Source organism: Pseudomonas schmalbachii (genome assembly GCF_017589465.1).
GTDB classification, from domain to species: Bacteria; Pseudomonadota; Gammaproteobacteria; order Pseudomonadales; family Pseudomonadaceae; genus Pseudomonas; species Pseudomonas schmalbachii.
Genome location: NZ_JAELYA010000001.1, coordinates 243,085 through 268,773, shown reverse-complemented (window position 1 = coordinate 268,773; position 25,689 = coordinate 243,085). Strand labels below are relative to the sequence as shown.

Genomic DNA, 25,689 nt, shown 5'->3' with positions numbered 1-25,689 from the left:
CTCCTCTCTTTTGCTTGTTGTTGGATTCAGGGTTGACGGGGCAGGGCGTTGCGCATGCCCAGGGCCACGGCGATGGCGGCCACCACGAGCATTGCGCTGATGAGGTAGATGGCGATTGCCAGGCTGCCGGTCTGGGTCTTGATCGCGCCGACCACGGCCGGGCTTATGCCGGCGGTGCTGGACAGGGTGCTGATATAGGCGATGCCGACTGCCGCACGCCTGTTGTCCAGGTAGCGCGTCGCCATGGCCCAGAACACAGGGGTCGCCGCGACCAGCGCGGAGCCGCCGACGGCGATGGCCGCGATGGTCCAGGGCAGGCTGTTGCCGGTGGTCCAGGCCAGCGCCAGCAGCCCGGCGGCGGCCGCCAGGAAGGCGCAGGACCAGTGCATTCGCTGCTCGCCGCGGCAGTCGGAGCGGCGGCCGTACCAGATCATGGCGAACAGGGCGAAGACGTTCGGGATGACCGCGTAGATGCCGACCATCTGCAGGTCCGCCACGCCCAGCTCCCTGATGATGGTCGGGGTCCAGAACGCCAGGAAGTAGCCGGCGCAGCCGGAGGCGAAGGCGCCGAAGGCCAGCAGGTAGACCCGCGGGTCGCGCAGCACGCCGGCCAGGGCGCCGCGCTCGCCGTGCACGGCGGGCGTTTCGTGTTCCTGTACGGCGCGGCAGACCAGATCCTGTTCCGTCGGGGTCAGCCAGCGGGCGTCGCGCGGGCCGTTGGGCAGCAGGAAGAACACCAGCACGCCGAGCAGCACGGTGGGCATGCCTTCGATGAAGAACATCCACTGCCAGCCTTCCCAGCCGTGCAGGCCGTGCATGTTCTTCAGGATCCAGCCGGACACCGGGCTGGTGATGAAGGCCGCCGCCACCTGGGCGGTGCAGAAGAACGCCAGCACCCGCGCGCGGCGCGCCGGCGGATACCAGAAGGTGAGGTAGAGGATGATGCCGGGGAAGAAGCCGGCCTCGAACAGGCCGAGCAGGAAGCGCACGATGTAGAACTGCGTCGGCGTGCTGACCAGCAGGGTGGCGCTGGAGGCCAGGCCCCAGAGGACCATGATGCGCATGATGGTGATGCGCGCGCCGATGCGCTGCAGCAGCATGTTGCTCGGCACTTCGAAGATCACGTAGCCGATGAAGAACATGGCGGCGCCGAGGCCGTAGACGGCGTCGCTGAAGCCCAGCGAGGTCTTCATCTGCAACTGGGCGAAGCCGATGTTGGCGCGGTCGATGAAGTTCAGCAGGTAGCAGATGAACAGGAACGGGACCAGCCGGCGGGTGATCTTGCCGTAGATGGCGTCGAGCTGGCCTTGCGAGGCCTGGCGAATCTCGGTGGGGGTAGTCGGAACGCTGAGGGTTGTCGACATGCAAAGCTCCAGGCCGCGAGGGCCGGCGGTGGCGGACGACCCGGGCGTCCCATCGGGAGCGCCGCGGGTGTCGCGACTCGATTCTTGTTGGTTTGCTTCGTCGCTGCGAAGGAGCCGCGGGCTGGTGCGGGGGAGGGCGTTCACCGCCTGCGGCTCCCCGTGCGGCTCAGGCGCTGACGCCGGCTTGCGCGGCGAGCTCGTCCTTGAGCATTTTCTTCGACAGCTTGCCCACGGCGGTCTTGGGCAGCTCGGCGCGGAACTCCAGGGCCTGCACCATCTCGTGCTTGCCCAGGCGGTCCCTGAGGAATGCCTTGAGTTCGTCGAGGCTGAACTGCGGGTAGCCCGGGCGCAGCTTGATGTAGGCCTTGGGCGACTGGCCGCGATACGGGTCGTCGATGCCGAGCACCATCACTTCCTCCACCGCCGGGTTGGCGTAGATGGCTTCCTCGATGACCCGCGGGTAGACGTTGAAGCCGCCGCACAGGAGCATGTCCTTGGTGCGGTCGACGATGTAGATGAAGCCGTCCTCGTCCATGTAGCCGACGTCGCCGGTGCGGAAGAAGCCGTCCTCGGTGAAGCTCTCGCGGGTCGACTCCGGCTTGTTCCAGTAGCCGCGCATGATGTTCGGGCCGCTGATGGCGAGCTCGCCGTTCTCGCCCGGGGGCACGCTGCGGGTCGGGTCCTCGGTGTCGAGGAACTTGATGGTCACGCCGATCTGCGGGAGGCCGCAGGAACCCGGCTTGAGCCTGCCGGCCGGGGTGAAGGTGCCGCCGGTGCAGGTCTCGGTCATGCCCCAGCCTTCGGTCAGCTGGCAGCCGGTCAGGGCCTTGAACTGCTGCATCAGCTCCACCGGCAGCGGCGCGCCGCCGGAGGCGCAGACCTTCAGTGAGCGCAGGTTGTAGTCCTGCACCCTGGGATGGCTTATCAGCGCGGTGAACATGGTCGGCACGCCGGGAAAGCAGCCGACCCCGTGGTCGTCGATCTCGCGCAGCACGGTCTCGGCGTCGAAGCGCACGTGCAGGCGCATCTCGGCACCGCAGGCGACCGGGAACAGCAGGCAGCAGACCATGGCGTAGACGTGGAACAGCGGCAGCACCACGAGGATGCTTTCCTTGCCGACGTGCATCAGCTCTTCGTTGTCGACGTTGGTCAGCATCACCTGCGCCGCGGCGGCGCCGAGGTTGGCGTGGGTAAGCATGGCGCCCTTCGGCAGGCCGGTGGTGCCGCCGGTGTACTGCAGCACGGCGACGGTCTGCGCCGGGTCCCGCAGCGGGTGGGCCTGGTATTGGCCGGCATTGTCGAGCAGTTCGGCGAAGGGGATGCAGCGGTCGCCGTACTGCACGCTGCCGACCTGGCCCTGCTGCCACAGCTGCGCCTGGGTCTGTTCCGGCATCGCGCCGAATTCGCCGAGCGAGCCGACCACCAGGGTCTTCAGCCGCGACTTGCCGAGCAGGCCGGCCATGGTCGGGTAGAGGGAGTTCAGGTCGAGGGTGATGAGGATATCGGTGCGGCTGTCCTCGATCTTGTGCGCCAGCACATTGCCGGCGTCCAGCGGCGAGTAGTTCACCACGGTGCCGCCGGCGCGGAGGATGGCGAAGAAGCTGATCACGTACTGCGGCACGTTCGGCAGGTACAGGCCGACATGCACGCCCGGGCCGACGCCCATGCCTTGCAGGCCGGCGGCCATGCGCGCGATCAGGTCGGACAGCTCGCGGTAGCTGATCTTGCGACCCATGAAGTCGACGGCGGAACGGTCGGGCCAGCGGCGTACGCTGTCATCCAGCATTTCCAGGACGTTGAGGCCGGTCAGGTCGGTGTCCCAACGAACGCCGGCGGGGTAAGAGCGAGTCCACGGTGTCTGCACTGTGCAAGGTCTCCACGTAGTCTTGTTATAGGTTTATGGGGGCGCATGGTGCGACCAGCCGCCGCGGCGGGACTGTCATAAATTTGCATGGCCGGTTCCGCTCGTCGCAGCGGCGCGGATGAGGGCGGGGGACGGAGCCGTCCCGGAGCTACGCTTGTGCAGGCCGGCCGATCGCGCCGAGAATGGCGCCCCCCTGCACGTGGACCCGTAGTACGCACAGTTGGAGATAACAGGCGTGACGTCCCCTTCAGAACTCTCGGAACAGCAGCTCGATGCCTTCATGAGCAATCCGTGGATCGCCTGCCTGCCGCAGGACGACCGCGACGAGCTGCTGCTGCGCACGCACTTGCGCAACCTGCCTGCCGGGCGCTGCCTGTTCCGCCGGGGCGGGCCGCCGGACGGTGCGTACTTCGTCATCGACGGCGTCATCCGCCTGAGCAACACCTCCGCGGACGGGCACGAGGCGCTGCTGAACTTCTACGAGCCGGGCAACTGGATTGGCGAGGTGTCGATGATCGACGGCCTGCCGCGCACCCATGACGCCGTCGCCCATGTGCCGTCGCTGGTGCTGCAGATCACTCCGGCGCACTTCGAGGAACTGCTGGCCCGCTACCCGGGCTTCAGCCGTCAGGTCCTGTCTCTCGAATGCCTGCGCCTGCGCGCCATGCTGGTGGCGTTCTCGTCGTTCTCCACGCAATCGCTGGAGCAGCGCCTGGCCGGCCGCCTGCTGGGGCTCGGCATGTCCTTCGGCAGCCCGGGAGCGCAGGGTCTGCGGATCGACCTGCACCTGTCCCAGGAGACCATGGCCCAGTTGATCGGCGCGACGCGCCAGCGGGTCAACCAGGTGCTGAAGAAGTGGGAAGCGGAGGGGATGATCGAGCATCGCTACGGCCGGGTCACCGTGATCGACCAGGCCATGCTGGAGGCGGTGGCGCAGGGTGAGGCCTGATTCCTTGCAGGAAGGGGCGACTGTCTTGCCTCGTCCTGAGGCTACCCCCTCACCCTAACCCTCTCCCTCGAGGGAGAGGGGACTATTCGGCGTCGCCGGCTGGCACGGTGTACCACCTCACACCGTCGCGCCCCCTCTCCCTCTGGTAGAGGGTTGGGGTGAGGGAAGCGGCAACGCAATACCATCCACGTAGGAGCAACTGTCTTGCCGCCGAGAGTGCATTTCGTAGGGTGGACAACGCGAAGCTTGTCCACCGAGCCGGCCCCACGAAATGGTGGAAATGCTTCGCGATTTCCACCCTACGCTCTTGCCATACCTGCAGGAGCGAAGCTGCCGGAGCTTGCCGGCAGCCTCGCGGTCGCGATCAGGTCTCGAAATAGAAGCTCTGGAAGCGCTCGACCAGCTCCATGTTCACCTGCGCCGCCTGCACGTGCAGCGGGTGCGGGCCGTAGTCGCGGGCGGCCTGCAGCGAGTCGAAGGTGACGATGGTGCCGAAGTCGAAGGTATCGTCGGCGGGGCTGGGGCGGCCGAGTTCGGCGCGCGGACCGAAGCGCACTTCACGCACGCCGGGGATCTCCTGCAGGCGTTCGCAGGCCGCGGTCAGCCGGGCGATGTGCGCCTCGTTGTGCGGCTCCTTCAGCCAGGCGATGACCACACTCTGGACAGTCATGGGGAATGTCTCCTTCAGGCGATGTCGGCGGTGGCCGGCAGCGGGTTGATGCAGTTTTCCAGCGGCCCGCCGCGCAGCGCGTCGACCAGGTTGGCGAACGCCTCCAGGGTCATGCGCCGGTGGGTGTCGCGGGTCGAGGCGCCGCTGTGCGGCGACAGCACCACGTTGGGCAGGCCGAGCAGATCCGGATGCACGTCGGGCTCGCCCTCGGTGACGTCCAGCCCGGCCGCCGCGATGCGCCCCTCGCGCAGCGCCGCCGCCAGGGCCGCGTCATCCACCACGCCGCCGCGCGCGGCGTTGACCAGCACGGCGCTCGGCTTCATCCGCGCCAACTGCTCCGCGCCGATCAGGTGGTGGGTGGCCGGCCCGTAGGGCGCCTGCACCATCAGCGCATCGCTCTGTTCCAGCAGGCTGTCGAAGTCCAGGTAGCGCACGCCGAGACGCTGCTCTTCCTCCGCCGGCAGGCGCCGGCGGTTGTAGTAGGTGACGTCCATGTCGAAGCCCCGCGCGCGCCTGGCCAGCTCGGCGCCGATGCGTCCCAGGCCGACGATGCCCATCTGCTTGTGGTTCACGTCGACGCCGAACAGCGGCTCGGCGCTGCGGGTCCATTTGCCGGCACGGACGAAGGCGTCCGCCTCGACGATGCGCCGCGAGGCCGCCAGCAGCAGGCCGAAGGCCATGTCGGCGGTCGCCGCGCCCACGGCTTTCGGCGTGTTGCAGACGCGGACGTTGCGTTCGGAGCAGGCGGCGACGTCGATATGGTCGTAGCCGGCACTGACGGTGCTGACCATCTTCAGCTTCGGACAGGCATCCAGCAGGGCTTCGTCGATCCGCTCGCCGGCGGTGACCAGCGCGTAGTCGGCGTCCCGCATCACGCTGAGCAGGTCGGTGGGCGGCGGGGCGTCCGGCATGCGGACCTCCCCGAAGGCGAGCAGGGGCGCCAGCAGTTGCCCGGGCACCTGGCGCGAGATCGCGATGATCGGTTTATCGCTCATGCGGGCAGCCTCAGTCGCGGTAGCTGGTGTCGACGCGGTCGAGCTTGCGCAGCAGCGCCGGCCAGACGAACTCGCCGCCGAGGCCGCCGGTCTGCTTGCTCGCCGCATCGGCCACGCCTTCGATGATCCGCGGGTCGACCTCGATCAGCTTGCCGCCGGCCTGGGCCGCCAGCTGGATCTGGCAGGTGCTCTCGAAGGTGTACATGTGGAGGAAGGCATCGGCCACGGTGCGGCCGACGGCGAGCAGACCGTGGTTGCGCAGCATGAGGAACAGCTTGTCGCCGAGGTCGGCCTGCAGGCGCGGCTTCTCGTCGTCGCGCAGGGCGATGCCTTCGTAGTCGTGGTAGGCGAGGGAGGAGAGCACGAAGGTGGACTGCTGGCTGATCGGCAGGACGCCGCATTCCTGGGCGCTCACCGCCACGCCGGCGCGGGTGTGGGTGTGCAGCACGCACTGGATGTCCTCGCGCGCGGCGTGGATCGCGCTATGGATGACGAAGCCGGCGCGGTTGGCGGAGTAGGGGCTTTCGAGGACCTTGTTGCCGTCCATGTCGATCTTGATCAGGTTGGAGGCGGTGATCTCGTCGAACATCAGGCCGTAGGGGTTGATCAGGAAGTGGTGCTCGGGGCCGGGAATGCGCACGCTGATGTGGGTGAAGACCATGTCGGTCCAACCGTACATTGCGACCAGGCGGTAGCAGGCGGCGAGGTTGACGCGCAGTTGCCATTCTTCTTCGGATACCAGGTTTTTCACGTTGGGCACGGCGAATTGGCTCACGATGGACTTCCTTCTTGTTGGGGGTGTGTGAAGAGAGTCCGCACGTTACCCAGTCGCCGGGGGCGGCAACTGTCCAGGATTTGACAAAGCGGGATGCCGCCGTGGTTGGGTGCCGTGGTAGGGCGGGTGAAACCCGCCGGAGGGACTCGGCATCGTGGCGGGTTGCACCCGCCCTACAACCGACGAATCGCGTATTTCAATGCGGCCATCACCCGCGCGAATCGTGCCTCATTCAGGCCCCTGCTCCTGCCATCTCTTGCGTGCCCGCAGGTACACGGCGCTGTCGGCGTAGCCGAGTTGCTCGGCGATCTGTTCGCGACTGAGGCCCTGCAGTTCCAGGTGCTGTTCCAGCTCGGTACGCACGGCGGCGAGTATCTGGCGATAGCCCAGGTCCTGTTCCTGCAGGCGCCGGCGCAGGGTGCGCGGGGTCATGTGCAGGGCTTCGGCGGCGCTTTCCAGGCTGGCGGGGACGCCGGCATCCAGCTCCGCGCGGATATGCTCGGCGACCCGCGCCGCGTGGCCGCTGAACTGCCGCAGGCGCGCCAGGCGCTGTTCCAGGCCTTCGACGAGCAGCTCGACCAGCACCGGGTGGGCGCCGCGCATGGGTACGTCGAGCACGCTCCGGTCGAACACCAGGCAGGTACGCGAACTGCCGAACTGCAGCGCCGGGCCGAACCATTCGACGTACTCGGCGTGATAGGGCGGGCGCGGGTAGGCGAATTCCGCCCGCAGCGGCACTACCGGCTCGGCGCAGTACTCGCGCAGCTGGGTCATGGTCATCGCCAGTCCATGTTCGCCGAAATGCCGACGCAGACTCTCCGGCCCGTCCACCTGCACCTGCAGCACCGGATGCCCGTCTTCTTCGTATATCGATAGCCGATCCAGGTCCGAACCGAGCCGTGCGTAGCGCTGCCAATGGCGCAGGGCTTCGCCGACCGTGGCGCTGCACTGCGAGAGATAGACCAGCACGAAGCGCTCGCGGGGCATGAACTGGCGGTGAAGATGCAGGCCGATGGCCGGGTCGATGCGCGCCGCACGCTGCCAGAGCTGCCCCAGCTCCACCAGGCCGAATTCCTTCTCGTCGCTGTGCTCGCCGATGAAGCGCGCGAGCACCCGTCCCATGGCGCCGCGATGGAATTTCCCGACCCTGGCCCTGGCCACACTTGGCCGATTTTTGTCCCTTTCGGACATGTTCCCCTTGGCTCCCTTGCAGTCTCATGTGGCCGTTGGATGGGGCGGCGTACGGCCACGCCCACGTCGCTCTTCGATGATAAACCGAGAACAACAAATGACTCAGATGCTTTCCCGCCTGGCCACGCCCCTGCTGGGCATTCTTCTGGCGCTGCTATTGCCGCTGTCCTTCGCCCAGGCGGCGGACAAGCCAAACATCGTGGTGATCTGGGGCGACGATATCGGCCTGTGGAACCTCAGCGCCTACAACCGTGGCGCCATGGGCTACCGCACGCCGAACATCGACCGCATCGCCCGGGAAGGCGCGATCTTCAGCGACCACTACGGCCAGCCCAGCTGCACCGCCGGCCGCGCCGCCTTCATCACCGGGCAGCTGCCGATCCGCTCGGGCATGACCACCGTCGGCCTGCCGGGCGGCCCGCTGGGCCTGAAGCCGCAGACCGTGACCCTCGCCGAAGTATTGAAGACCCAGGGCTACGCCACCGGCCAGTTTGGCAAGAACCATCTCGGCGACCGCAACGAGTACCTGCCGACGGTGCATGGTTTCGACGAGTTCTTCGGCAACCTTTACCACCTCAACACCGAGGAGGAGCCGGAGGACGTCGATTACCCGCAGGACCCGCAGTTCCAGAAGCGCTTCGGCCCGCGCGGCGTGCTGCACTGCCATGCCAGCGCCGAAGACCAGCCCGGCGACGACCCGCGCTTCGGCAAGTGGGGCAAGCAGCATTGCGAGGACACCGGCCCGCTGACCCGCAAGCGCATGGAGAACGTGGACGTGGAGTTCACCCAGGCCTCGTTCAAATTCATGGACAAGGCGGTGAAGGAGGACAAGCCGTTCTTCGCCTGGATCAACACCACGCGCATGCACGTCTTCACCCACACGCCCAACCAGTATCTGGAGCGCTGCAAGCAGTTCACCAGCGGCGAGGACGAACACTGCGCCGGCATGCTGCAGCATGACGAGGACGTCGGTTCGGTGCTGAAGAAGCTCGAAGACCTCGGCGTGGCCGACAACACCATCGTCATCTATTCCACCGACAACGGCCCGGAGCACGAGACCTGGCCGTTCGGCGGCACCACGCCGTACCGCAGCACCAAGATGACCACCTGGGAAGGCGGCATCCGCGTGCCGATGCTGGCGCGCTGGCCGGGGCACATCCAGGCCGGTTCCGAGCTCAATGGCATCCAGTCCCACGAGGACCTGTTCACCACCCTGGCCGTCGCCGCCGGCGTGCCGGATGTGCGCGAGCGCCTGGCAAAGGGTGATGACTTCGGCACCGGCGTGGTGAAGAAGAACTACATCGACGGCGTCGACAATCTGGCCTACTGGCAAGGCAAGTCCGACCACTCGGCGCGCAACTTCATGCTCTATTACGCCGAGAGCCGCCTGCAGGCCGTGCGCCTGAACCAGTGGAAGGCGCACTTCTACACCCGCGACGGCTACTACGGCAGCACCACCACGCTGGACATCCCGTGGATGTTCAACCTGCGCCAGGACCCGTTCGAAAGCTTCGAGCAGGCCCCCGGACCGCGCGCCTACCTGCTGCAGAAGAAGGCCCACGTGCTGTACGCGATGACCGGCCTGATCGGCGAGCACCTGAAGACCTTCAAGGACTTCCCGCCGGTGCAGGAAGGCATGTCGCTGAGCTTCGACAAGCTCAAGGAACAGATTCTCAAGCAGGCCGGAAAGTGAATCCGTCCCGGCGCGGCCGCTGAGCCGGTCGCCCCCGAACCATCCTCGAAGGGAAGCCTTCCGGCGCCGTCGTCATGACCGGCGCCTGGGCGGCGCTCGCTTCGAAATCGACCCATCCACCTCTTGCGCATCCCGCGCGCCACAACAACAAGACTGGAGAAACTCCGATGAGTGAGATCAACGCCGCAGCCCTGGAAGTCCTCGCCGCCATGCAGGGTGGCCCGGTGGTTCCCCGCGACCACGCCCGCGAAGCCATCCTGATCCTGGAAAACGACCTGCCCTGGGTGCCGCTGCCGGACGGCTCGTCCATCCAGCTGCTGCACGTGGACCTGAACCAGAACCTGTGGATCAACCGCACCCGCATGAAGCCGGGCTTCGGCGTCGACACCCACTACCACACCGGCCCGGTGTTCGCCGTCACCCTGACCGGCGAGTGGTTCTACCGGGAATACCCGGACAAGGTGAACAAGGCCGGCTCCTACCTGTACGAACCGGCGCACTCGATCCATACCCTGTGCGTCGCCGAGGATGCCGAGGAAGACGCCGACGTCTGGTTCGCCATCTTCGGCAGCAACGTCGACATCGACGAGAACGGCGACGTCATCCGCATCCTCGACGCCCGTACTGCACTGACGGTGTACCGCGCGCTGTGCGCCGCCGAAGGCAAGACCTGCGACAACCTCATCGTGGTCGGTGAGTGACCATGAGCCAGATGCACAGTGCATTCGTCACCGGCGCCGGCGGCTTCATCGGCCGCCATCTGGTGCGCCAGTTGCTGGCCGAGGAGGTCCGCGTGGTCGCCCTGATGGTGCCGGGCGAGCCGGTGCCGGCGGAGTGGGGCGAGCGGGTGCGGGTGGTGATCGGCGACGTGCGCCGGCTGGTCGACCTGCGCGAGGAGATCGGCAAGGTGGACGCGATCTTCCACCTCGCCGCGGTGGTCAGCGACTGGGGCAGCACGCAGTCCCACGTCGACGTCACCGTCAAGGGCACCGAGCAGGCTATCGACCTGGCTTTGGGCTGGGGCGCGCATTTCGTGGTGACCACCAGCGTGTGCGCCTTCGCCAGTTCCCTGGCCAGGGGCCGCCTGAGCGAGGACAGCCCGGTCGGCAAGCCGTCGTCGGCCTACGAGTTCTGCAAGCAGGAACAGGAGCGCGTGACCCGCGCCGGCGTGGCACGCGGCCTGCGCGCCACCATCGTGCGTCCGGCCAACGTCTTCGGCGTCGGCAGCATGCCGTGGGTGAACTCGTTGGTGCAGGTGCTGCGCGACGGCGGGCCGTGCCTGCTCGGCTCGGGCAACTGGGATGCCGGGCTGGTGCACGTCAACAACCTGGTCGCGCTGCTGATCGCCGCCGCCCGCTCCAGCTACACCCAGGGCGAGGTGTTCATCGCCGCCGACGGTTTTGGCGTGACCTGGAAGACCTACCTGCAGGAGCTGGCGAAAGCGGCCCAGGTGCCGGCGCCGAAGAGCATGCCGAACTGGCTGGCGCGGCTGCTGGCGACGCTGATGGAGTGGTGGGGCAAGCTGCGCAAGCAACAGCAGCGCCCGCACCTGACCCGCCAGACCTACCGCCTGATGGGCGGGCCCAACGAGTTCTCGGTGACCAAGGCCCAGCGCCTGCTCGGCTATCGGCCGCCGGTGAGCTTCGAGGCGGCGATGGCCGAACTGGCCGAGCATTTTTCCCGCCAGCGCCAGGGCGAACGCGCCCCGGCGCCGCAATCCCCGCACGTACGGAGTCAGGCATGAGCAACTGGATTTATGGCGCCCCGCGCATCGCATTCATTTCCGGCGGCGGCAGCGGCATCGGCCGGCAGATCGCCAGGGCTCTGGTGGGCGAGGGGACCAGCGTGGCGCTGTTCGACCTCAAGGTCGAGGCCGGCGTCCTCGATGAACTGCGCGCCCTGCGCAAGCGGCCGGAGCAGCGCATCGAGGTGTTCAACGTCGACATTTCGAAGGCGGCGGACGTGGACGACGCCGTGGAGTCGGCGGTAGCGCGCTTGGGCGCGCCGGACTTCGCCTTCAACTCCGCCGGCATCCTGCGCACCGCGCTGTTCACCGAACTGCCGGCGGAAACCTTCGAGCTGGTGGTGCGCATCAACCTGCTCGGCAGCCGCAACTTCGCCGCCGGGGTGCTGCGGCACATGCCGCAGGGCGGCCATCTGGTGCTGGTGGCGTCGCTGTCCGGAATCATGGGCGGCTATACCCAGGCCGCGTATTGCGCCTCCAAGTTCGGCGTGGTCGGCCTCGCCGAGGTCCTGCGCCTGGAGCAGAAGCCGCGCGGCATCGACGTCTCGGTGGTGTGCCCGGGCGAGATCGCCACGCCGCTGCTGACCTACGAGCGCCAGCACGGCAGCAAGGTCACCGAGGCGCTCAACGCCACCGCCGGCGTGCTCACCGTGGAAGAGGCGGTGGACGGCATCCTGCGCGGCCTGCGCAAGCGCGAATACATGATCACCCCGGGCGTGCGCGCCCGCCTGCTGCGAGCCATGGCGCGCAAGACCAGCGGCCTGCTGCGCTGGATGACCGACCAGACGCTGGCCAAGACCCTGCAGGCCCAGTCCCGCTAACCCTGGCGCCCGCTGCGGCGGGCGCATTTCCAATGGAATTGCCATCATGCTTCGCAAACCTCTCGTGACGTCGCTGCTGCTGGCGATGGCCGTGCACGCCCAGGCGGGCGGTCTGGCCGTCCAGGAGCCGCTGGGCGGCCAGCCCGCACCCGGCAGCCAGCGTTCGGTCGCCGACTTCGACTACCAGGTCAAATACCAGCGCGCCTTCGAGGCCGTGCTCTGGTCCCTGCCGCTGGTGCAGGTGCAGGGCGGCCGCATGGCCACGCTCGGCGGGCTGGACATGCGCGACAACGACATCGTCGCCATGTCCGGCACCGCCACGCCGAAATTCGAGACCTGGACGGCGAACAGCTCGACGCCCTACGTGTTCGCCTATTCCGACCTGAAGAACGAACCGGTGGTGCTGGAAGTGCCGCCAGCCGGTCCCGACGGCAGCCTCTACGGCCAGGTGGTGGATGCCTGGCAGATGACCATCGCCGATATCGGCCCGTCCGGCATCGACGCCGGCAAGGGCGGCAGGCTGCTGCTGACCGGCCCGGACTACAACGGGCCAATTCCCGCCGGCTATCTGCACGCGGCGTCGCCGACCCGGCGCGTGGTCTTCGCCTTCCGCTCGGTGCGCGCGCCCGGCAAGAGCGGCGCGGACGCATACGCCTATTCGAAGCGCCTGAAGATGTACAACCTGTCGCAGGCGGCCAATCCGCCCCGGCAGCGCTTCGTCGATCCCACCGAACAGCGCTATTCGTCGCTGCTGCCGCAGGACGAGCGCTACTTCCAGCTGCTGCACGACACCATCACCTACGAGCCGGTGCGCCCGCAGGACCGCCACATGCTCGGCCTGCTGGCGTCCCTCGGCATCGAGCGTGGCAAGCCCTATCAGCCGGACGAGAAGACCCGCAAGGCGATGCGCCAGGCGGTGGTGGATGCCTGGTACTACCTGCAGGAGCGCTTCGACCACCTGCCGCGGGACAAGTACTACTGGACCGACCGCCAGTACGTGCCGCTGCTGCTGCCGGACGCCAACCGCAGCTTCAGCTTCGAATATCCCGACCGCGTCGATGTCGACGGCCGCGCGCTGGCGTTCTTCTGGTGCACTTTGGTGCCGAAGCGCGTTCCCGAGCGGCCGGCGGCCTATTACCTGCTGGCGATGGCGGATAAACAGGGGCGAGCGCTGGAAGCGGGGCGGACCTACAAGGTGACGGTGCCGGCCGACATGCCGGTCAGGCAGTTCTGGGCGCTGACCCTGTACGACCGCGCCACCATGGCCTTCATCTACACCCGCGAGAACCGCACCACGCTGGATTCCTACGGCCTGGAGCGGATGAAGAAGAACGCCGACGGCAGCGTCACCCTCTACGTCGGCCCGCAGGCCCCGCAAGGGCTGGAGTCGAACTGGATTCCCAGCGGCGGCAAGCGCCCGCTGCCGGCCTTCCGCTTCTACGGCGCCACCGACGAGCTGTTCGACAAGCGCTTCAAGATGCCGGACTTCGAACCGGTCGACGAGCAGACCGCCAGCACATCGAAGGCCGGTCTGGCGATGGGCAGCCTGTTGCTGCCCTGAGACTCTTTCCGCAACGAACATTCAGGAGTTCGCATGCAACGAATCTTCCGCTCGACGCTTGTCGCCCTGGCCGTCGCCACAGCGCTGCCTGCCCACGGGCAGGGCGCCGAAATCTTTCCCGATCCGCAGATCGGCCTGGTGATGACCCCGCAGAAAGTCGCCCAGGCCCAGGAGGTCGAGGCCTACAACCTGGGCATGACGGCCTACACCTGGGGCTATCCGCTGGTGCGCCTGGAGCGTGTCCTGCGCGAGTACATCGACGTCCCGGCGAACAAGCCGCCGACCAGCTACCGCGCGCCGCTGAACCGGATCGGCTGGGCCACCGCGCTGTCGACCGCGGCCGACACCGACATGCCCACCGCCAACAACGACACCCTGTACATGAGCGCGGTGGTCCGACTGACCGAGCCCTACGTGCTGAGCGTTCCGGATACGGCGGACCGCTACTACGTGGTCAACGTCTTCGACATGTACCACGACCTCGAACACTACATCGGCCGCCGCGCCACGGGCACCAGGGCCGGGCAGTTCGCACTGGTGCCGCCGGGCTGGAAGGGCACGCTGCCCGCCGGGGTCAAGGCGCTGCCGGTGAGCACCGACCAGGTCTGGCTGTGGGGCCGCCTGCACATCCTCCAGGGCGAGGACACGGCACCCGTGCTGGCCCTGCAGAAACAGTTCGACCTGCGCCCGCTGAGCCAACTGGGCAAGGCCGGCTACGTCGCGCCGCAGGAAACCCTGCCGCCGCTGCCGTCGATCGAGGGCGATGAGCTGGGGTTCTTCACCCATCTCGGCTACGCCATGCAGCACAACCGCATCAAACCGGTCGACGAGGCGCTGGTCGGCCAGCTGGAACGGATCGGCCTGACCCGCGAGCAGGGCTTCCAGCCGTCGAAACTGACGCCGGAACAGCTCAGGGGCCTCAAGCGGGCCCTGACGGATGCGCCGCTGGTGGTCGGCAAGGCGACGGCCACCGCGACCGTCCTGCGCAACGGCTGGAACATCGCGCTGCTCTCCGAGTTCGGCTTCAACTACCCGGGCCGCTCGCTGATGGCCGGGCCTTACCTGGGAGGCAACCTGGCCGAGGAAGCGGTCTACCCGATCCGCTACACCGACGCCGAGGGCAAACCGCTGAGCGGCACCAACCGCTACCGGATCACCTTTGACAAGGCGCCACCGGTGGGTTCGTTCTGGTCGCTGACCATCTACAACGCCGGCAGCAAGCTGCTGGTGTACAACCCCATCGCCCGCTACAAGGTCGGCTCCGACACGCCGGGACTGCAGATGGGGGCAGACGGTTCGTTCAGCATCCCGATCCAGCACGAACAGCCACAGGGCGCGGAAAAGGCCAACTGGCTGCCGGCGCCGAAGGGGGATTTCTACTTGCTGCTGCGGCTGTACCAGCCGGCGGAGGGGATTCTCAACGGGGAATATGCGTTGCCGCAGGTGGAGCGGATCTAAAGGGCGGTGGGGAACGCCGGGCCTGGGGGCGGGTCCGGTGTTTTTTTTGCCCTCACCCTAACCCTCTAGGGGACTGTCCAGTGTGAAGCGAAGCACCGAGCTTGCCGGTCACGCCATGCCGCCCCCTCTCCCTCCGGGAGAGGGTTGGGGTGAGGGAGCGCACGGCCGGGTACAACCTGCGAGATTTTTTTGTAGGAGCCAGCTTGCTGGCGATCCGGAATTTCACCTGGCACCGGGTTGCCGGCAGACACCATTGATCGCCAGCAAGCTGGCTCCTACGGGTTGCAATGCCCACCGTTGGCGCTGAGCAACGCGAAGCCCAACATCGCCATCGTTGGGCTTCACTGCGTTCAGCACCAACCTACGCGAGTTATGGCCCAGCCACGACGCTCTTCCCTCACGCCTGCATGCGATAGAAGCGCAGCGCGTTGTCGCGGAAGATCGCCTTCAGCGCGCCCATCCCAACCCTCTCGAAGCAGTCGGCAGCCGGATCGGCGGTGCCTACGATGGCGCCGAGGCGCGGTTTGTCCTCCCCGAACGGCAGCTGCGCGACCCAGCGGGTTTCGCCGACCACGCCGAAATCCTTGTGTTGATGCCAGCCCGCCTCGATATGCACCACCGCCTCGACGCTGTAGGCATTGCAGTCGGCGGCATAGTCGTCCGGGCGGTAGGGCGCCAGCACATGGTCGGTGAGGCCCACCGTGTCCAGGGTGGCGCGTGGCTGGGTGGCGCGGATCACCCGCTCCAGCAGGCGCGGCCGCGAGCCGAGCAGGCGCACCGCGAGGCCGGCCTTGTGCGGAGTGGTGTACGGGTCCCACTGGTGGATGTGTGGATCGACGATGGCGAAGGAAAGCGAGTTCAAGGTGATTCACCTTTGCGCGATGTTTTCGGTCCGGCTGTTCAGGATAGATGGCCATCGGCCAGATGCCGCTGATTTCTGCTGTCTTGCATCCTGCGTAACTACGTGGATGGGCCAGAACTCGCGTAGGTTGGTGCTGAACGCAGTGAAGCCCAACGATGGCGATGTTGGGCTTCGCGTTGCTCAGCGCCAACCTACGGATGGCATGACGCCAGGGCCATGGTGGACGTGAAGAGCGACGTCCACCCTACGACGTGGTCAAGAACCAAAAAAAGGCGGTCCGAAGGCCGCCTGGAGTCAGGAGTTAACGTACTCAGCGCACGCCCGCGCTGCGCAGTGCCGCCGGGGTGAACTTGGAGGCGGAGTTCGGTACGCCGAAGCGGATCCAGTTCTTCTCCTCGTTCATCATGCCGCTGACCACGTAGCGACCGCTGATCACGTCATTCAGCGTTTCCAGTGCGTACCACGGTACCTGGGCCTTGTAGTCCTGCAGTTGCATCAGCTCGCCGACCCGCCACAGCTGGCCGCGGCCGTCGTACTGCTCGGAAACCGAGATCGACCAGGTGTCCTCGTCGACGTAGAAGCGGCGCTTGGCATAGACATGTCGTTCACCGCCCTTCAGGTTCGCCTCGACCACCCAGACGCGGTGCGGCTCGTAACGCACCAGCTCCTGGTTGACGTGGCCGGCCTTGAGGATGTCGGCGTATTTCACGTTCGGCGAGGCCAGCTCGTAGTTGTTGTACGGGATGTACAGCTCCTTCTTGCCGATCAGCTTCCACTCGTAGCGGTTGGGCGCGCCGTTGTACATGTCCAGGCCGTCCGAGGTGCGCAGGCCGTCGACTTCCGAGGTCGGGCTGTCGTAGGCCACCTGCGGGGCGCGGCGCACGCGGCGCTGGCCGGCGTTGTACTGCCAGGCCATGCGCGGGTCCTTGATCTGGTCGAGGGAGTCGTGCACCAGCAGTACGTTGCCGGCCAGGCGAACCGGCTCGGTGACGCGCGACTTGTAGTAGTAGAGGAGGTTCTCCGAGCTCTTCGGATCGACGTCGGCCATGCCCTTGGGCACTGCCAGGTCCTCGTCGTAGCGGATCGGCGTATAGGCGCCGTTGACCTGCGGCGCGGCGGTGACCGAGGCGCGCAGGATGTTGACGCCGCGGAAGCGGGTGATGTGGTTCCACACCACTTCCAGCCCGTTTTTCGGAATCGGGAAGGCGATCCAGCGGCTGTCGCCGAAGCCCTGCAGGCCGTTGCCGCCTTCCACCAGGCTGGTCTTCAGCGCGCTGGTCCTGGCTGCCTGGTTGATGAAGTCCGGTACCGCGGCGCTGCGATGGCTGGGGTAGACCACCATCTTGTAGTCGGGGTAGCGCTTGAACATCGCCACCTGGCCTTCGGCGAGCCTGTCCTTGTACTGGTCGACGTTCTGCGCGGTGATGGTGAACAGCGGCTTGTCGCCGGCGTAGGGGTTGCCGAGGAAGCCCTTGGCGTCCACCGGGGCGGCGCTGGTGCCAAGGCCGCCGTTCCAGGCGGGGATGCTGCCGTCGGCATTGCCGGCCTTTTCCCCGCCCAGCGGGGTCAGGCTGGTGCCGAGCTTGGCCGCTTCTTCCGGGGAAACCGCGGCCATGACGCTGCCGGCCAGCAGGGAGAGGGTGAGGGTGCCGATGAGGCGAATTTTCTTGTTCATGTCGTGATCCTCGCGGGAGGCCAGGTTAGAAGTTCACACCGACACTGAGCGCGAGGAAGTCGCGGTCGATCTGGGTGTTGAAGTCACCGCCGAAGAAGTCGGTGTACGACAGGCTGGCGGTGTAGGTGCTGCGGTAGTCGGCATCCAGGCCGATGCTGACCGCCTTGGAACCTTCGTTGAAGGTCGGGCCATAGCCATCCACGTCATGTGACCAGGCCAGGTTCGGTTTGAGGTTCACGCCGGCGAACACGTCGTTGTAGTCGAACACGCTGCGCACGCGGTAACCCCAGGAGTTGGCGGTGTAGAAACCGTGGTTGTTGCCCGGTGCCCACTGGCCGAACTCGGGGGAGCGGCCGAAGCGCATGTCGCTGGTGTGCTCCAGGCCGCCCAGGTGAGTCACGCCCAGCTCGCCGACCAGGGTCACGCGGTCGGCGCCCAGGGCACGCTCGAAGAAGTGGATGAAGGTGGTCTGCAGCTGGGTCATTTCCTTGCGCTGGTAGCCGTGGTTGTCCTGGCCCGGCCGGGTCGGAACGGTCGGCGAAGTGGTCGGTGCGATCGGGTTGAGCACGGCCAGGGTGATGTCCGGAGTGCTGATCTGCAGCGGCATGTTCGGCCGGTAGCTCAGTTCGCCGGACCAGGCGGTGCCGGTGGGCAGGGTGGTGGCGAAGCTCAGGCCGTAGAGACGAATGTCCTCGGGGTATTCGATGAAGTAGTTGGCGTTGCCCAGCACGGTGCTCAGCGCCATGCCCTGGACCACCGAGCTGCAACCCGGGACGCCGGCGCAGGACTGGCCGACCGCCGGGAGGATGGCGGACAGGGAGGCGAGGGTGTCCGCGCCGGCGGTCTGCGTGCTGTAGTAGGGATTTCGGCTGTGGTAGTTCATGGCGTAGGCGCCGTACTCCACCGCGTCGGTCATCCAGCGCATCGCCAGGCCCCACTGACCGTCGTCGCGGGCGTCGCGGTCGCCTCCGCGCGGCAGGATCACGCCTTCGTCGGTCGCCAGGAAGCCCTGGCCGTTGGCCGCGGCGATCGGTTCGAAGCGCTGCATCAGCGCGCCGAAGCCGGGCGCGGCGTTGTTGGCGTTGTTCGTGTCGCAGCCGTCCGGAACCACGTCACCGCCGAAGAAGGTGCCGCAGTTGTCCAGCACCGTCTGGTCCCATTCCAGCTGGTAGAAGGCTTCGGCGGAGAGGCTGTCGGTCAGGCTCTGCGACAGGTAGAACATGTTGACCGGCACCAGCGCTTCCTTCACTTCCGCGCCGGGACGGCGGAAGGCGGAGACGTCGACCGGGTTGATGCTGTTGATGCTGTTGGGGATGAAGGTGCTCTCGCCCCAGCTCACCACCTGCTTGCCCAGGCGCACGCTGCCCGGCATCTCGGCGATGTCGTAGTTGTGGTAGACGAAGGCGTCGAGCAGTTGGGCGCCGGAGGACTGGGCGGCCTGCTTGCGGTTGTCGTCGCTGATTTCCTTGAACGGACGACCCTCGTCCTTCAGTTCGAAGTCGTACCAGTACTTGCCGCGCATGAACACGCCGGTATCGCCGTACTTCAGTTCGAGGTCGTGCAGGCCCTTGAAGATCTTCGAGAAGGTCTCGCCCTTCTTGAAGTTCAGGCGGCCGTCGTCGGTGGTGTGCGTGGCTGTCCGGCCGCCATTGTTGTAGCCGATGAAGTCCTTGTCGGCATCGGCGGTGGACCAGCTGGCGCCGAGCGACAACGTGGAGTCGAACTGGCCTTCGATCTCGCCGACGTTGAAGCTGACGGCCTGCGCCTGGGTGGAAATACCAAGAGTCACGGCGGTCACGGCGAGTGCAAGAAGGTGCGGCTGGAAGAATCCGGGCCGTATTGTTTTTGTCATGCGGCTTTCTCTGTGGTGGTTGGCAAACACAGCTGCAACGTACTCAGCGGAGAACGGCCGGATAAGCGCACCAAGGTTGTAATCTGCGTGTCGCCCGGAAGTATGAATGCCCACTGTTCATGGGCTCTGCGGGCATCAGCAGCGTGATGAATGGGGCATCATCAGGCGCATTGAGAGGGAGCGGGGCTGGCCGGCTGGCGGCGAGGGAGGGCGAATCGGCCAAAGTCGAGCAGTGCCCGGCGTCTTCCGTTGTCTGGTCGATTGCCGTTGCAGTATTAGTACGGGCGCTCCACGTTTCCCAAAACAATAAAGATGAAGGACTGGTCATGTACGAACTGCTGCACAACCTCGACTGGGTGCTGCCTTTGCGCTCGCCGGGGCTCACCCATGTCGCCAACGGCTTTACCTGGCTCGGCTACGGCACCTTCCTGCTGCTGGCCATCCCGCTCGGTCTTTGGGCCTGGAACAAGGGAACCTTCTTCCGCCTGCTGGTGCTGATCGCCGTTTCCGCCTGGCTCAACGCACTGTTCAAGGATTACTTCCAGGACCCGCGCCCGCCGCTGGAACTGCGCATGGACGACCGCGTCGGCGAGAGCTACGGCCTGCCCAGCGGACACACGCAGATGGCCGTGGTGCTGTGGCTGTGGCTGGCCTATGAAGTGCGCCGCCTGTGGTTCTGGCTGGTCTGCTCGGTGATCTGCCTGGGCGTCAGCCTCAGCCGGCTGTATCTCGCCGCCCATGACGTCGAGGACGTGCTCGTCGGCGCGGCGCTGGGCGGCGTCACCCTGCTGGTATTCGCCCGGATCAAGGACTGGGCGCTGTGGAACAAGGCCAACCTCGCGCTGCCGGTGGGCCTGGCTGTGCTGGCCGGTGTGGCCAGCGTCGCGCTGTGGCCGGGCAAGGCTCCGGAGTACGTGCCGATGTTCGTCGGCCTGCTGGTCGGCGCCGGACTGGGCTTCCGTATCGAACGGCAGACCATCGACTTCGGCGTCGAGGTTGCGGTCTGGAAGCGTGCCCTTGCGGCGGTAATCGGCAGCGTGGCGTTCCTGCTGTTCCAGAAGGGCCTCAAGGCCGTGGGCGCGCAACTGCCGCTGGAGCCGCTGTACTGGCAGGCCCTGCGCGGGTTGTCGATGGGTCTGTTCATCACCCTCGTGATGCCGTGGGTGCTGGTGAAGATGCGTCTGCTGTCGCGGCATGCCGGCGAGACGGCAGCTCCGGCGAAGGTTGCGGCGGTCGGCTGATGAAAACGCCGGGCTCGATGCCCGGCGTTTTCGTTCTTCGTAGGTTGGGCTGAGGTACGAAGCCCAACGATGGCGGGTCGGCGGCAAATGTTGGGCTTCGCTGCGCTCAGCACCAACCTACGCGGGGTTCAGCCCATCCGACGGGGTAAATGAAAACGCCGGGCTCGAAGCCCGGCGTTTTCGTTCTTCGTAGGTTGGGCTGAGGTACGAAGCCCAACGATGGTGGGTCGGCGGCAAATGTTGGGCTTCGCTGCGCTCAGCACCAACCTACGCGGGGTTCAGCCCATCCGACGGGGTAAATGAAAACGCCGGGCTCGATGTCTGGCGTTTTCGTTTTTCGTAGGTTGGGCTGAGGCACGAAGCCCAACGATGGCGGGGCGGCGGCAAATGTTGGGCTTCGCTGCGCTCAGCGCCAACCTACGCGGGGTTCAGCCCATCCGCCGTCACAAATGAAAACGCCGGGCTCGATGTCTGGCGTTTTCGTTCTTCGTAGGTTGGGCTGAGGTACGAAGCCCAACGATGGTGGGGCGGCAGCAAATGTTGGGCTTCGCTGCGCTCAGCACCAACCTACGCGGGGTTCAGCCCATCCGACGGGGTAAATGAAAACGCCGGGCTCGATGCCTGGCGTTTTCGTTCTTCGTAGGTTGGGCTGAGGTACGAAGCCCAACGATGGCGGGGCTGCGGCAAATGTTGGGCTTCGCTGCGCTCAGCACCAACCTACGTGGGGTTCAGCCCATCCGACGGGGTAAATGAAAACGCCGGGCTCGATGCCTGGCGTTTTCGTTCTTCGTAGGTTGGGCTGAGGTACGAAGCCCAACGATGGTGGGGCGGCGGCAAATGTTGGGCTTCGCTGCGCTCAGCACCAACCTACGCGGGGTTCAGCCCATCCGCCGTCGCAAATGAAAACGCCGGGCTCGAAGCCCGGCGTTTTGGTTTCCGCGAAGGTTACAGGCTGCGGGCTGTCAGCCCTGCCCAGAAGCCTTCGGAGCCGGCGGCGATTGCCGATTGGCCGAGCACCCGGGCCCACTGCGCGTCGCTGCCGAATTCGTCGCGCCAGGACCACAGGCGGCGGGTGGCGAAGTGCAGGGTGTGTTCGTGGGTGAAGCCGATGGCGCCGTGGACCTGGTGCGCCACCGAGCAGGCCAGGCTGGCGGCTTCGCCGGCGCAGACCTTGGCCACGGCGATGTCGAAGGCCAGGCTGGTGCGGCTGCCGGGTTCGGCCTGCAGCGCTTCCACGGCGCTGCGCAGGGCGATCTGCGTGGCTATGCGGGCGGCGCCGATGCTGCCGGCCATCTGTGCCAGGTATTGCTGCAGCGCCTGCTGCTTGCCGATCGGCTTGCCGAACTGCACGCGCTCGTTGGCGTAGGCAACCGCCTTGTCCAGGCTCGATTCGAGGGCGCCGACGATCATGCAAGCGCGCACCAGAGCACCGAACAGCCAGACCGGTTCGGCCACGTCAGCCAGTTTCAGATCGCCGCAGGCCGCGGTGTCGGCATTGGCGAAGACCAGGGTGTCGCGCTCTTCGCCGGCGAAGTTGGTCTGTGCTTCCAGATTGATCGCGTCCTGGCGCAGATCGACCAGAGCCAGACGATTCTGATCGGCCACCACCGCCCAGCGGCAGCTGCGCGCCCAGGGCACGTTGACCACGCGGCCGTCGAGGCGCAGGCCGTCCTCGGAAAGACGGAGGTCGCCGAGGCGGCCGGCCTGGATCAGGCTGATCGCGCCTTCCGGCACTTCCAGCCCGGCGCGGGCCAGCAGCAGGGAGGCGAGCATGGTTTCGCCGAGGGCCAGCGGCGCCTGCCAGTAGCCGATGGCGCGCAGTACCGGGCTGGCGTCGAGCCAGTTGGCACCACTGCCGCCGGCCTCTTCCGGCACCAGGGCGCCGGGCAGGCCGTTGTCCACCACCATCTGCCACAGTTCATCGGCGTTGTGGCCGGCATCGAAGCGTTCCAGCAGGGCAGGGGTGACCTGCTCGGCGAACAGGCGCTCGACGCTGTCGGCGATCATGGTTTGCAGTTCGGACGGGGCGCTGTCGTCCACGCCTTGATAGTTGATTGCTTCGCTCATCGCAGTCCGAGTCCTCTGGCAATGATGCCGCGGAGAATTTCACGGGTGCCGCCACGCAGGGAGAAGGACGGGGCGGTCTGGGTCACGTAACGCATCACCTGGTCGAGATCCGAGCCGGGCTCGCGCAGGCCGCCGAACAGGTCGTGGGCCAGATCGGGCAGCGACTGCTCCAGCACGGCGCCCTGGTCCTTGACCAGCGCGGCCGCGGTAGCCGGGTCGTCACCGCGGGCGAGCATGCCGGCAACGCCCAGGGACATCTGCCGCATCACTGCGTAGCGCGCGGCCACGCGGCCGAGGCTGACGGCGTGGTGGTTGTCCGCGGGATCGGCGGCATCGAGCATCTCCAGGTACAGCTGGGTGCTGGACAGGTAGCGCTCCGGGCCGCTGCGCTCCAGCGCCAGTTCGGCGCCGACCTGCTTCCAGCCATCACCCGGCTGGCCGAGCAGGTACTCGTCGGCAACGAACACGTCTTCGAAGAACACTTCGTTGAAGTCATGCTCGCCGATCATGTTGTAGATCGGTCGGACGGTAACGCCAGGCGACTTCAGGTCGATGACCAACTGCGACAGGCCGGCGTGCCGGTTCTTCTCGTCCTTCGGGCCGGTGCGCAGCAGTGTCACCAGGTAATGCGCGCGGTGAGCGCCGGTGGTCCAGATCTTCTGGCCGTTCACACGCCAGCCACCCTCTACCTTCTCGGCGCGGGTACGTACCGAAGCCAGGTCGGAGCCGACATCCGGTTCCGAGAGGCCGACGCCGATGAAGATTTCGCCACGGGCCACACCGGGGCAGATCCTTGGTGCCAGCACGTCAGGGGAGAACTTCATCAGCAGCGGCGCGCTCTGGCGCTCGGCGATCCAGTGGGCCTGCACTGGTGCGCCCGCGGCCAGCAGTTCTTCCAGGACCACGTAGCGCTCCAGGGCGCTGCGCTCATGGCCGCCGTAGCGCTTCGGCCAGGTCATGCCCAGCCAGCCGCGCGCGCCCAGCTTGCGGCTGAACTCTTCGCTCACACCGTTCCAGCTCTTGGCCCGCTCGGCGGCGGGGTAGTCCTTCAGCGTCTCGGCGAGGAACTCGCGCACTTCGGCGCGCAAGGCTTCGGCGTTGGCGTCCAGGCGACAGGGTCGAATGTCGAGTGCCTGCATCTGTATCTGCTCTTGGATAGGGGATGGGAAGCTCGTTTCGCAACTTGCTTGTTAGTCAGCAAGTATCTACGCTAACAGCACCCCAAGGCGGGATCAAGCACGCGATGATCCCGGTCATCTACCGTCAGTCACGGAGCCAGCATGTCCACTCCCGATTCCTTCGTTCCCGGCCGCGGCCTCAAGCTCGAACTGCAAGGCCATGTCGCCACCCTGGAATTCAGCCGTCCGCCGCTGAACTTCTTCGACAAGGACCTGATCATGGATCTGGTCTCCGCGCTGGAATACCTCGACCAACTGGAGCAGTGCCGCGTGGTGGTCCTCCAGGCCGAGGGCAAGACCTTCTGCGCCGGCGCCGACTTCACCGGCTCGGAGGAAACCAAGGACCCGCAGTTCCCGCGCCGCCTGTACAAGTACGCCGTGCGCATGTTCCGCACTCGCAAGCCGCTGATCGCGGTGGTGGAGGGCGCCGCCGTCGGTGGCGGGCTGGGCCTGGCGCTGGTCGGCGACTATCGCGTGACCAGCGAGAAGGCGCGCTTCTCGGCCAACTTCAACCGCCTGGGGATTCACCAGGGCTTCGGCATTTCGGTTACCCTGCCGCGCGTCGTCGGCATCCAGATGGCCTCGCTGCTGATCGCCACCGGCCGCCGCATCGATGGCCGCGAGGCGGTGCGCATCGGTCTCGCCGACGTGCTCGCCGAGCCGGGCCAGGAACGCCAGGCCGCCCGCGCGCTGGCCGAGGAAATCGCCGAGTGCTCGCCGCTGGCGGTGATGTCCAGCCGCGAGACGCTGCGCATGGGGCTGGCCGATGCGGTCGACGCGATCATCGACCGCGAGGCCTCGGAGCAGGAATGGCAGATCGTCACCGCCGATTTCGCCGAGGGCAACAAGGCCATGGCCGAGCGCCGTCTCCCCGTCTTCACCGGAAAGTGATCAGCGGGCAATGACCATCGGCCAGTAGACAACGAGGAGGATGGATGGCTACCGCCGAAACCGAACCGACCAGCACCCGCCGCACCCAGACCGAGCGCCGCGCGGAGGCCGAACAGCGCCTGCTGCTCGCGGCGCGGAAAATCGTCGCGCGCAAGGGCTGGGTCGGCATGACTCTCGCCGAGGTGGGCGAGGCGGCCGGTTACAGTCGCGGCCTGGCCGCCCATCACTTCGGCAACAAGGCCGGCCTGCTGCGCGCACTGGCCGGCTTCGTCAATACCAGCTTCATGGATCTGGTGAAGGCCGCGCCGAAGCGGCGTCCGGGGCTGGATACGCTGAAAGGCTTCGTCAGCGTCTACCTCGGGCGCAAGGAGAGCGACTGGGTGAATACCCGGGCGCTGCTTGCGCTGATGGCCGAAGCGGTGACGGAGGACTCGGAGACGGCGGAGATCCTCGCCGAGTACAACCGCTCGGTGCAGAGCTATCTGGCCCGGCATGTCAGCGAGGGCATCGCCAAGGGCGAGATCCGCGTGGACGTCGACCCGCTGGCCGCCGCCGCGCTGATCCTCGGCGCCATGCGCGGGATGATGATGCAGTTCCTGCTCGACCCGACGGCCGTCGATCTCGCCATCCTGCAGAAGCAGCTGATTGCCTTCGTCGATTCGGCGCTGGATGCCTCTGGTCCGGCCATCTGAGCTGGGCTGGACCGGCTATGCTGGTCAAGCCCGCGAAACATGCGGGCTAGCCGCTTGGGGTGAGCGCCGCCTAGTTCTTTTGGAGTAGGCGAAATACATCCGAGCTTCCTCCATTTGGTCGTCGCCAGTTGTACTAGTCCTTTCTA

General features: G+C 66.6%; 21 protein-coding genes. 10 read left to right on the top strand and 11 right to left on the bottom strand.

The window, feature by feature from the left end:
- Positions 1 to 26 precede the first annotated feature (26 nt).
- Entirely contained in the window at positions 27 to 1,364 is a 1,338-nt protein-coding gene (locus JFY56_RS01175) for an MFS transporter (RefSeq protein WP_208311657.1), read from the bottom strand.
- A 166-nt stretch (positions 1,365 to 1,530) separates the two neighbouring features.
- Positions 1,531 to 3,228, bottom strand: coding sequence for a long-chain-fatty-acid--CoA ligase (locus JFY56_RS01170; RefSeq protein ID WP_208311656.1), 1,698 nt, complete (start codon positions 3,226 to 3,228; stop codon positions 1,531 to 1,533).
- Positions 3,229 to 3,463: 235 nt separating this feature from the next.
- Between JFY56_RS01170 and JFY56_RS01165 the strand changes: the two genes are divergently transcribed.
- Complete coding sequence (locus tag JFY56_RS01165) at positions 3,464 to 4,177, top strand: Crp/Fnr family transcriptional regulator (RefSeq protein WP_208311655.1); 714 nt, start codon at positions 3,464 to 3,466, stop codon at positions 4,175 to 4,177.
- 364 nt (positions 4,178 to 4,541) lie between these two features.
- Here JFY56_RS01165 and JFY56_RS01160 read toward each other — a convergent pair whose 3' ends face one another.
- The 4 genes from JFY56_RS01160 to JFY56_RS01145 all read right to left on the bottom strand — a co-directional run bounded on the left by JFY56_RS01160 (position 4,542) and on the right by JFY56_RS01145 (position 7,739).
- On the bottom strand, positions 4,542 to 4,847 hold the full coding sequence (locus JFY56_RS01160; RefSeq protein ID WP_208311654.1) for a Dabb family protein: 306 nt from the start codon (positions 4,845 to 4,847) through the stop codon (positions 4,542 to 4,544).
- A gap of 14 nt (positions 4,848 to 4,861) precedes the next feature.
- On the bottom strand, positions 4,862 to 5,842 hold the full coding sequence (locus JFY56_RS01155; protein ID WP_208311653.1) for a 2-hydroxyacid dehydrogenase: 981 nt from the start codon (positions 5,840 to 5,842) through the stop codon (positions 4,862 to 4,864).
- A gap of 10 nt (positions 5,843 to 5,852) precedes the next feature.
- A complete protein-coding gene (locus tag JFY56_RS01150) occupies positions 5,853 to 6,620 on the bottom strand; it encodes a class II aldolase/adducin family protein (protein WP_208312482.1) in 768 nt (255 codons plus the stop codon).
- 225 nt (positions 6,621 to 6,845) lie between these two features.
- Positions 6,846 to 7,739, bottom strand: a complete 894-nt coding sequence (locus tag JFY56_RS01145) for an AraC family transcriptional regulator ligand-binding domain-containing protein (RefSeq protein WP_208311652.1) — start codon at positions 7,737 to 7,739, stop codon at positions 6,846 to 6,848.
- 166 nt (positions 7,740 to 7,905) lie between these two features.
- Between JFY56_RS01145 and JFY56_RS01140 the strand changes: the two genes are divergently transcribed.
- From JFY56_RS01140 to JFY56_RS01115, 6 genes are all read left to right on the top strand, one after another.
- Positions 7,906 to 9,501 carry an arylsulfatase gene (locus tag JFY56_RS01140; protein ID WP_208311651.1) on the top strand — a complete coding sequence of 532 codons (1,596 nt, stop codon included), beginning with the start codon at positions 7,906 to 7,908 and terminating at the stop codon, positions 9,499 to 9,501.
- A 167-nt stretch (positions 9,502 to 9,668) separates the two neighbouring features.
- Positions 9,669 to 10,202 (top strand): 2,4'-dihydroxyacetophenone dioxygenase family protein, encoded by a 534-nt coding sequence (locus tag JFY56_RS01135; RefSeq protein ID WP_208311650.1) that lies wholly within the window; start codon positions 9,669 to 9,671, stop codon positions 10,200 to 10,202.
- A 2-nt stretch (positions 10,203 to 10,204) separates the two neighbouring features.
- Entirely contained in the window at positions 10,205 to 11,245 is a 1,041-nt protein-coding gene (locus tag JFY56_RS01130) for an NAD-dependent epimerase/dehydratase family protein (RefSeq protein WP_208311649.1), read from the top strand.
- Positions 11,242 to 12,066 carry an SDR family NAD(P)-dependent oxidoreductase gene (locus tag JFY56_RS01125; protein ID WP_208311648.1) on the top strand — a complete coding sequence of 275 codons (825 nt, stop codon included), beginning with the start codon at positions 11,242 to 11,244 and terminating at the stop codon, positions 12,064 to 12,066. Before JFY56_RS01130 ends, JFY56_RS01125 begins: the two co-directional genes overlap by 4 nt.
- 46 nt (positions 12,067 to 12,112) lie before the next feature.
- Positions 12,113 to 13,627, top strand: coding sequence for a DUF1254 domain-containing protein (locus tag JFY56_RS01120; RefSeq protein WP_236032384.1), 1,515 nt, complete (start codon positions 12,113 to 12,115; stop codon positions 13,625 to 13,627).
- 33 nt (positions 13,628 to 13,660) lie between these two features.
- Entirely contained in the window at positions 13,661 to 15,085 is a 1,425-nt protein-coding gene (locus JFY56_RS01115) for a DUF1254 domain-containing protein (protein ID WP_208311647.1), read from the top strand.
- A 397-nt stretch (positions 15,086 to 15,482) separates the two neighbouring features.
- Here JFY56_RS01115 and JFY56_RS01110 read toward each other — a convergent pair whose 3' ends face one another.
- The 3 genes from JFY56_RS01110 to JFY56_RS01100 form a co-directional block, all read right to left on the bottom strand.
- Positions 15,483 to 15,947 (bottom strand): hypothetical protein, encoded by a 465-nt coding sequence (locus JFY56_RS01110; RefSeq protein WP_208311646.1) that lies wholly within the window; start codon positions 15,945 to 15,947, stop codon positions 15,483 to 15,485.
- Positions 15,948 to 16,257: 310 nt separating this feature from the next.
- The gene (locus tag JFY56_RS01105) at positions 16,258 to 17,622 is read right to left on the bottom strand and encodes a DUF1329 domain-containing protein (protein WP_208311645.1); all 1,365 of its coding nucleotides are present in this window, start codon (positions 17,620 to 17,622) and stop codon (positions 16,258 to 16,260) included.
- 25 nt (positions 17,623 to 17,647) lie between these two features.
- Entirely contained in the window at positions 17,648 to 19,474 is a 1,827-nt protein-coding gene (locus tag JFY56_RS01100; RefSeq protein WP_208311644.1) for a DUF1302 domain-containing protein, read from the bottom strand.
- Positions 19,475 to 19,800: 326 nt separating this feature from the next.
- Here JFY56_RS01100 and JFY56_RS01095 point away from each other — a divergent pair, with 326 nt between their 5' ends.
- The gene (locus JFY56_RS01095; RefSeq protein ID WP_208311643.1) at positions 19,801 to 20,715 is read left to right on the top strand and encodes a phosphatase PAP2 family protein; all 915 of its coding nucleotides are present in this window, start codon (positions 19,801 to 19,803) and stop codon (positions 20,713 to 20,715) included.
- Between the two features lie 945 nt (positions 20,716 to 21,660).
- Here the strand turns inward: JFY56_RS01095 and JFY56_RS01090 are convergent.
- The gene (locus JFY56_RS01090; protein ID WP_208311642.1) at positions 21,661 to 22,782 is read right to left on the bottom strand and encodes an acyl-CoA dehydrogenase family protein; all 1,122 of its coding nucleotides are present in this window, start codon (positions 22,780 to 22,782) and stop codon (positions 21,661 to 21,663) included.
- Positions 22,779 to 23,921 (bottom strand): acyl-CoA dehydrogenase family protein, encoded by a 1,143-nt coding sequence (locus JFY56_RS01085; protein WP_208311641.1) that lies wholly within the window; start codon positions 23,919 to 23,921, stop codon positions 22,779 to 22,781. Before JFY56_RS01085 ends, JFY56_RS01090 begins: the two co-directional genes overlap by 4 nt.
- A 141-nt stretch (positions 23,922 to 24,062) precedes the next feature.
- On the opposite strand from JFY56_RS01085, the gene JFY56_RS01080 reads away from it, so the two are divergent.
- Together JFY56_RS01080 and JFY56_RS01075 are read left to right on the top strand one after the other, a co-directional pair.
- Positions 24,063 to 24,851 (top strand): enoyl-CoA hydratase/isomerase family protein, encoded by a 789-nt coding sequence (locus JFY56_RS01080; RefSeq protein WP_208311640.1) that lies wholly within the window; start codon positions 24,063 to 24,065, stop codon positions 24,849 to 24,851.
- A 44-nt stretch (positions 24,852 to 24,895) separates the two neighbouring features.
- A complete protein-coding gene (locus JFY56_RS01075) occupies positions 24,896 to 25,543 on the top strand; it encodes a TetR/AcrR family transcriptional regulator (protein ID WP_208311639.1) in 648 nt (215 codons plus the stop codon).
- The last annotated feature ends 146 nt before the right edge of the window (positions 25,544 to 25,689 follow it).

Excerpts from the sequence above, each read along its gene's own strand:
- JFY56_RS01175 (WP_208311657.1), bottom strand. The coding sequence starts at position 1,364 with ATGTCGACAACCCTCAGCGTTCCGACTACCCCCACCGAGATTCGCCAG.
- JFY56_RS01160 (WP_208311654.1), bottom strand. The coding sequence starts at position 4,847 with ATGACTGTCCAGAGTGTGGTCATCGCCTGGCTGAAGGAGCCGCACAAC.
- JFY56_RS01155 (WP_208311653.1), bottom strand. The coding sequence starts at position 5,842 with ATGAGCGATAAACCGATCATCGCGATCTCGCGCCAGGTGCCCGGGCAA.
- JFY56_RS01145 (WP_208311652.1), bottom strand. The coding sequence starts at position 7,739 with ATGGGACGGGTGCTCGCGCGCTTCATCGGCGAGCACAGCGACGAGAAG.
- JFY56_RS01140 (WP_208311651.1), top strand. The coding sequence starts at position 7,906 with ATGACTCAGATGCTTTCCCGCCTGGCCACGCCCCTGCTGGGCATTCTT.
- JFY56_RS01135 (WP_208311650.1), top strand. The coding sequence starts at position 9,669 with ATGAGTGAGATCAACGCCGCAGCCCTGGAAGTCCTCGCCGCCATGCAG.
- JFY56_RS01130 (WP_208311649.1), top strand. The coding sequence starts at position 10,205 with ATGAGCCAGATGCACAGTGCATTCGTCACCGGCGCCGGCGGCTTCATC.
- JFY56_RS01125 (WP_208311648.1), top strand. The coding sequence starts at position 11,242 with ATGAGCAACTGGATTTATGGCGCCCCGCGCATCGCATTCATTTCCGGC.
- JFY56_RS01120 (WP_236032384.1), top strand. The coding sequence starts at position 12,113 with ATGCTTCGCAAACCTCTCGTGACGTCGCTGCTGCTGGCGATGGCCGTG.
- JFY56_RS01115 (WP_208311647.1), top strand. The coding sequence starts at position 13,661 with ATGCAACGAATCTTCCGCTCGACGCTTGTCGCCCTGGCCGTCGCCACA.
- JFY56_RS01105 (WP_208311645.1), bottom strand. The coding sequence starts at position 17,622 with ATGAACAAGAAAATTCGCCTCATCGGCACCCTCACCCTCTCCCTGCTG.
- JFY56_RS01100 (WP_208311644.1), bottom strand. The coding sequence starts at position 19,474 with ATGACAAAAACAATACGGCCCGGATTCTTCCAGCCGCACCTTCTTGCA.
- JFY56_RS01095 (WP_208311643.1), top strand. The coding sequence starts at position 19,801 with ATGTACGAACTGCTGCACAACCTCGACTGGGTGCTGCCTTTGCGCTCG.
- JFY56_RS01090 (WP_208311642.1), bottom strand. The coding sequence starts at position 22,782 with ATGAGCGAAGCAATCAACTATCAAGGCGTGGACGACAGCGCCCCGTCC.
- JFY56_RS01085 (WP_208311641.1), bottom strand. The coding sequence starts at position 23,921 with ATGCAGGCACTCGACATTCGACCCTGTCGCCTGGACGCCAACGCCGAA.
- JFY56_RS01080 (WP_208311640.1), top strand. The coding sequence starts at position 24,063 with ATGTCCACTCCCGATTCCTTCGTTCCCGGCCGCGGCCTCAAGCTCGAA.
- JFY56_RS01075 (WP_208311639.1), top strand. The coding sequence starts at position 24,896 with ATGGCTACCGCCGAAACCGAACCGACCAGCACCCGCCGCACCCAGACC.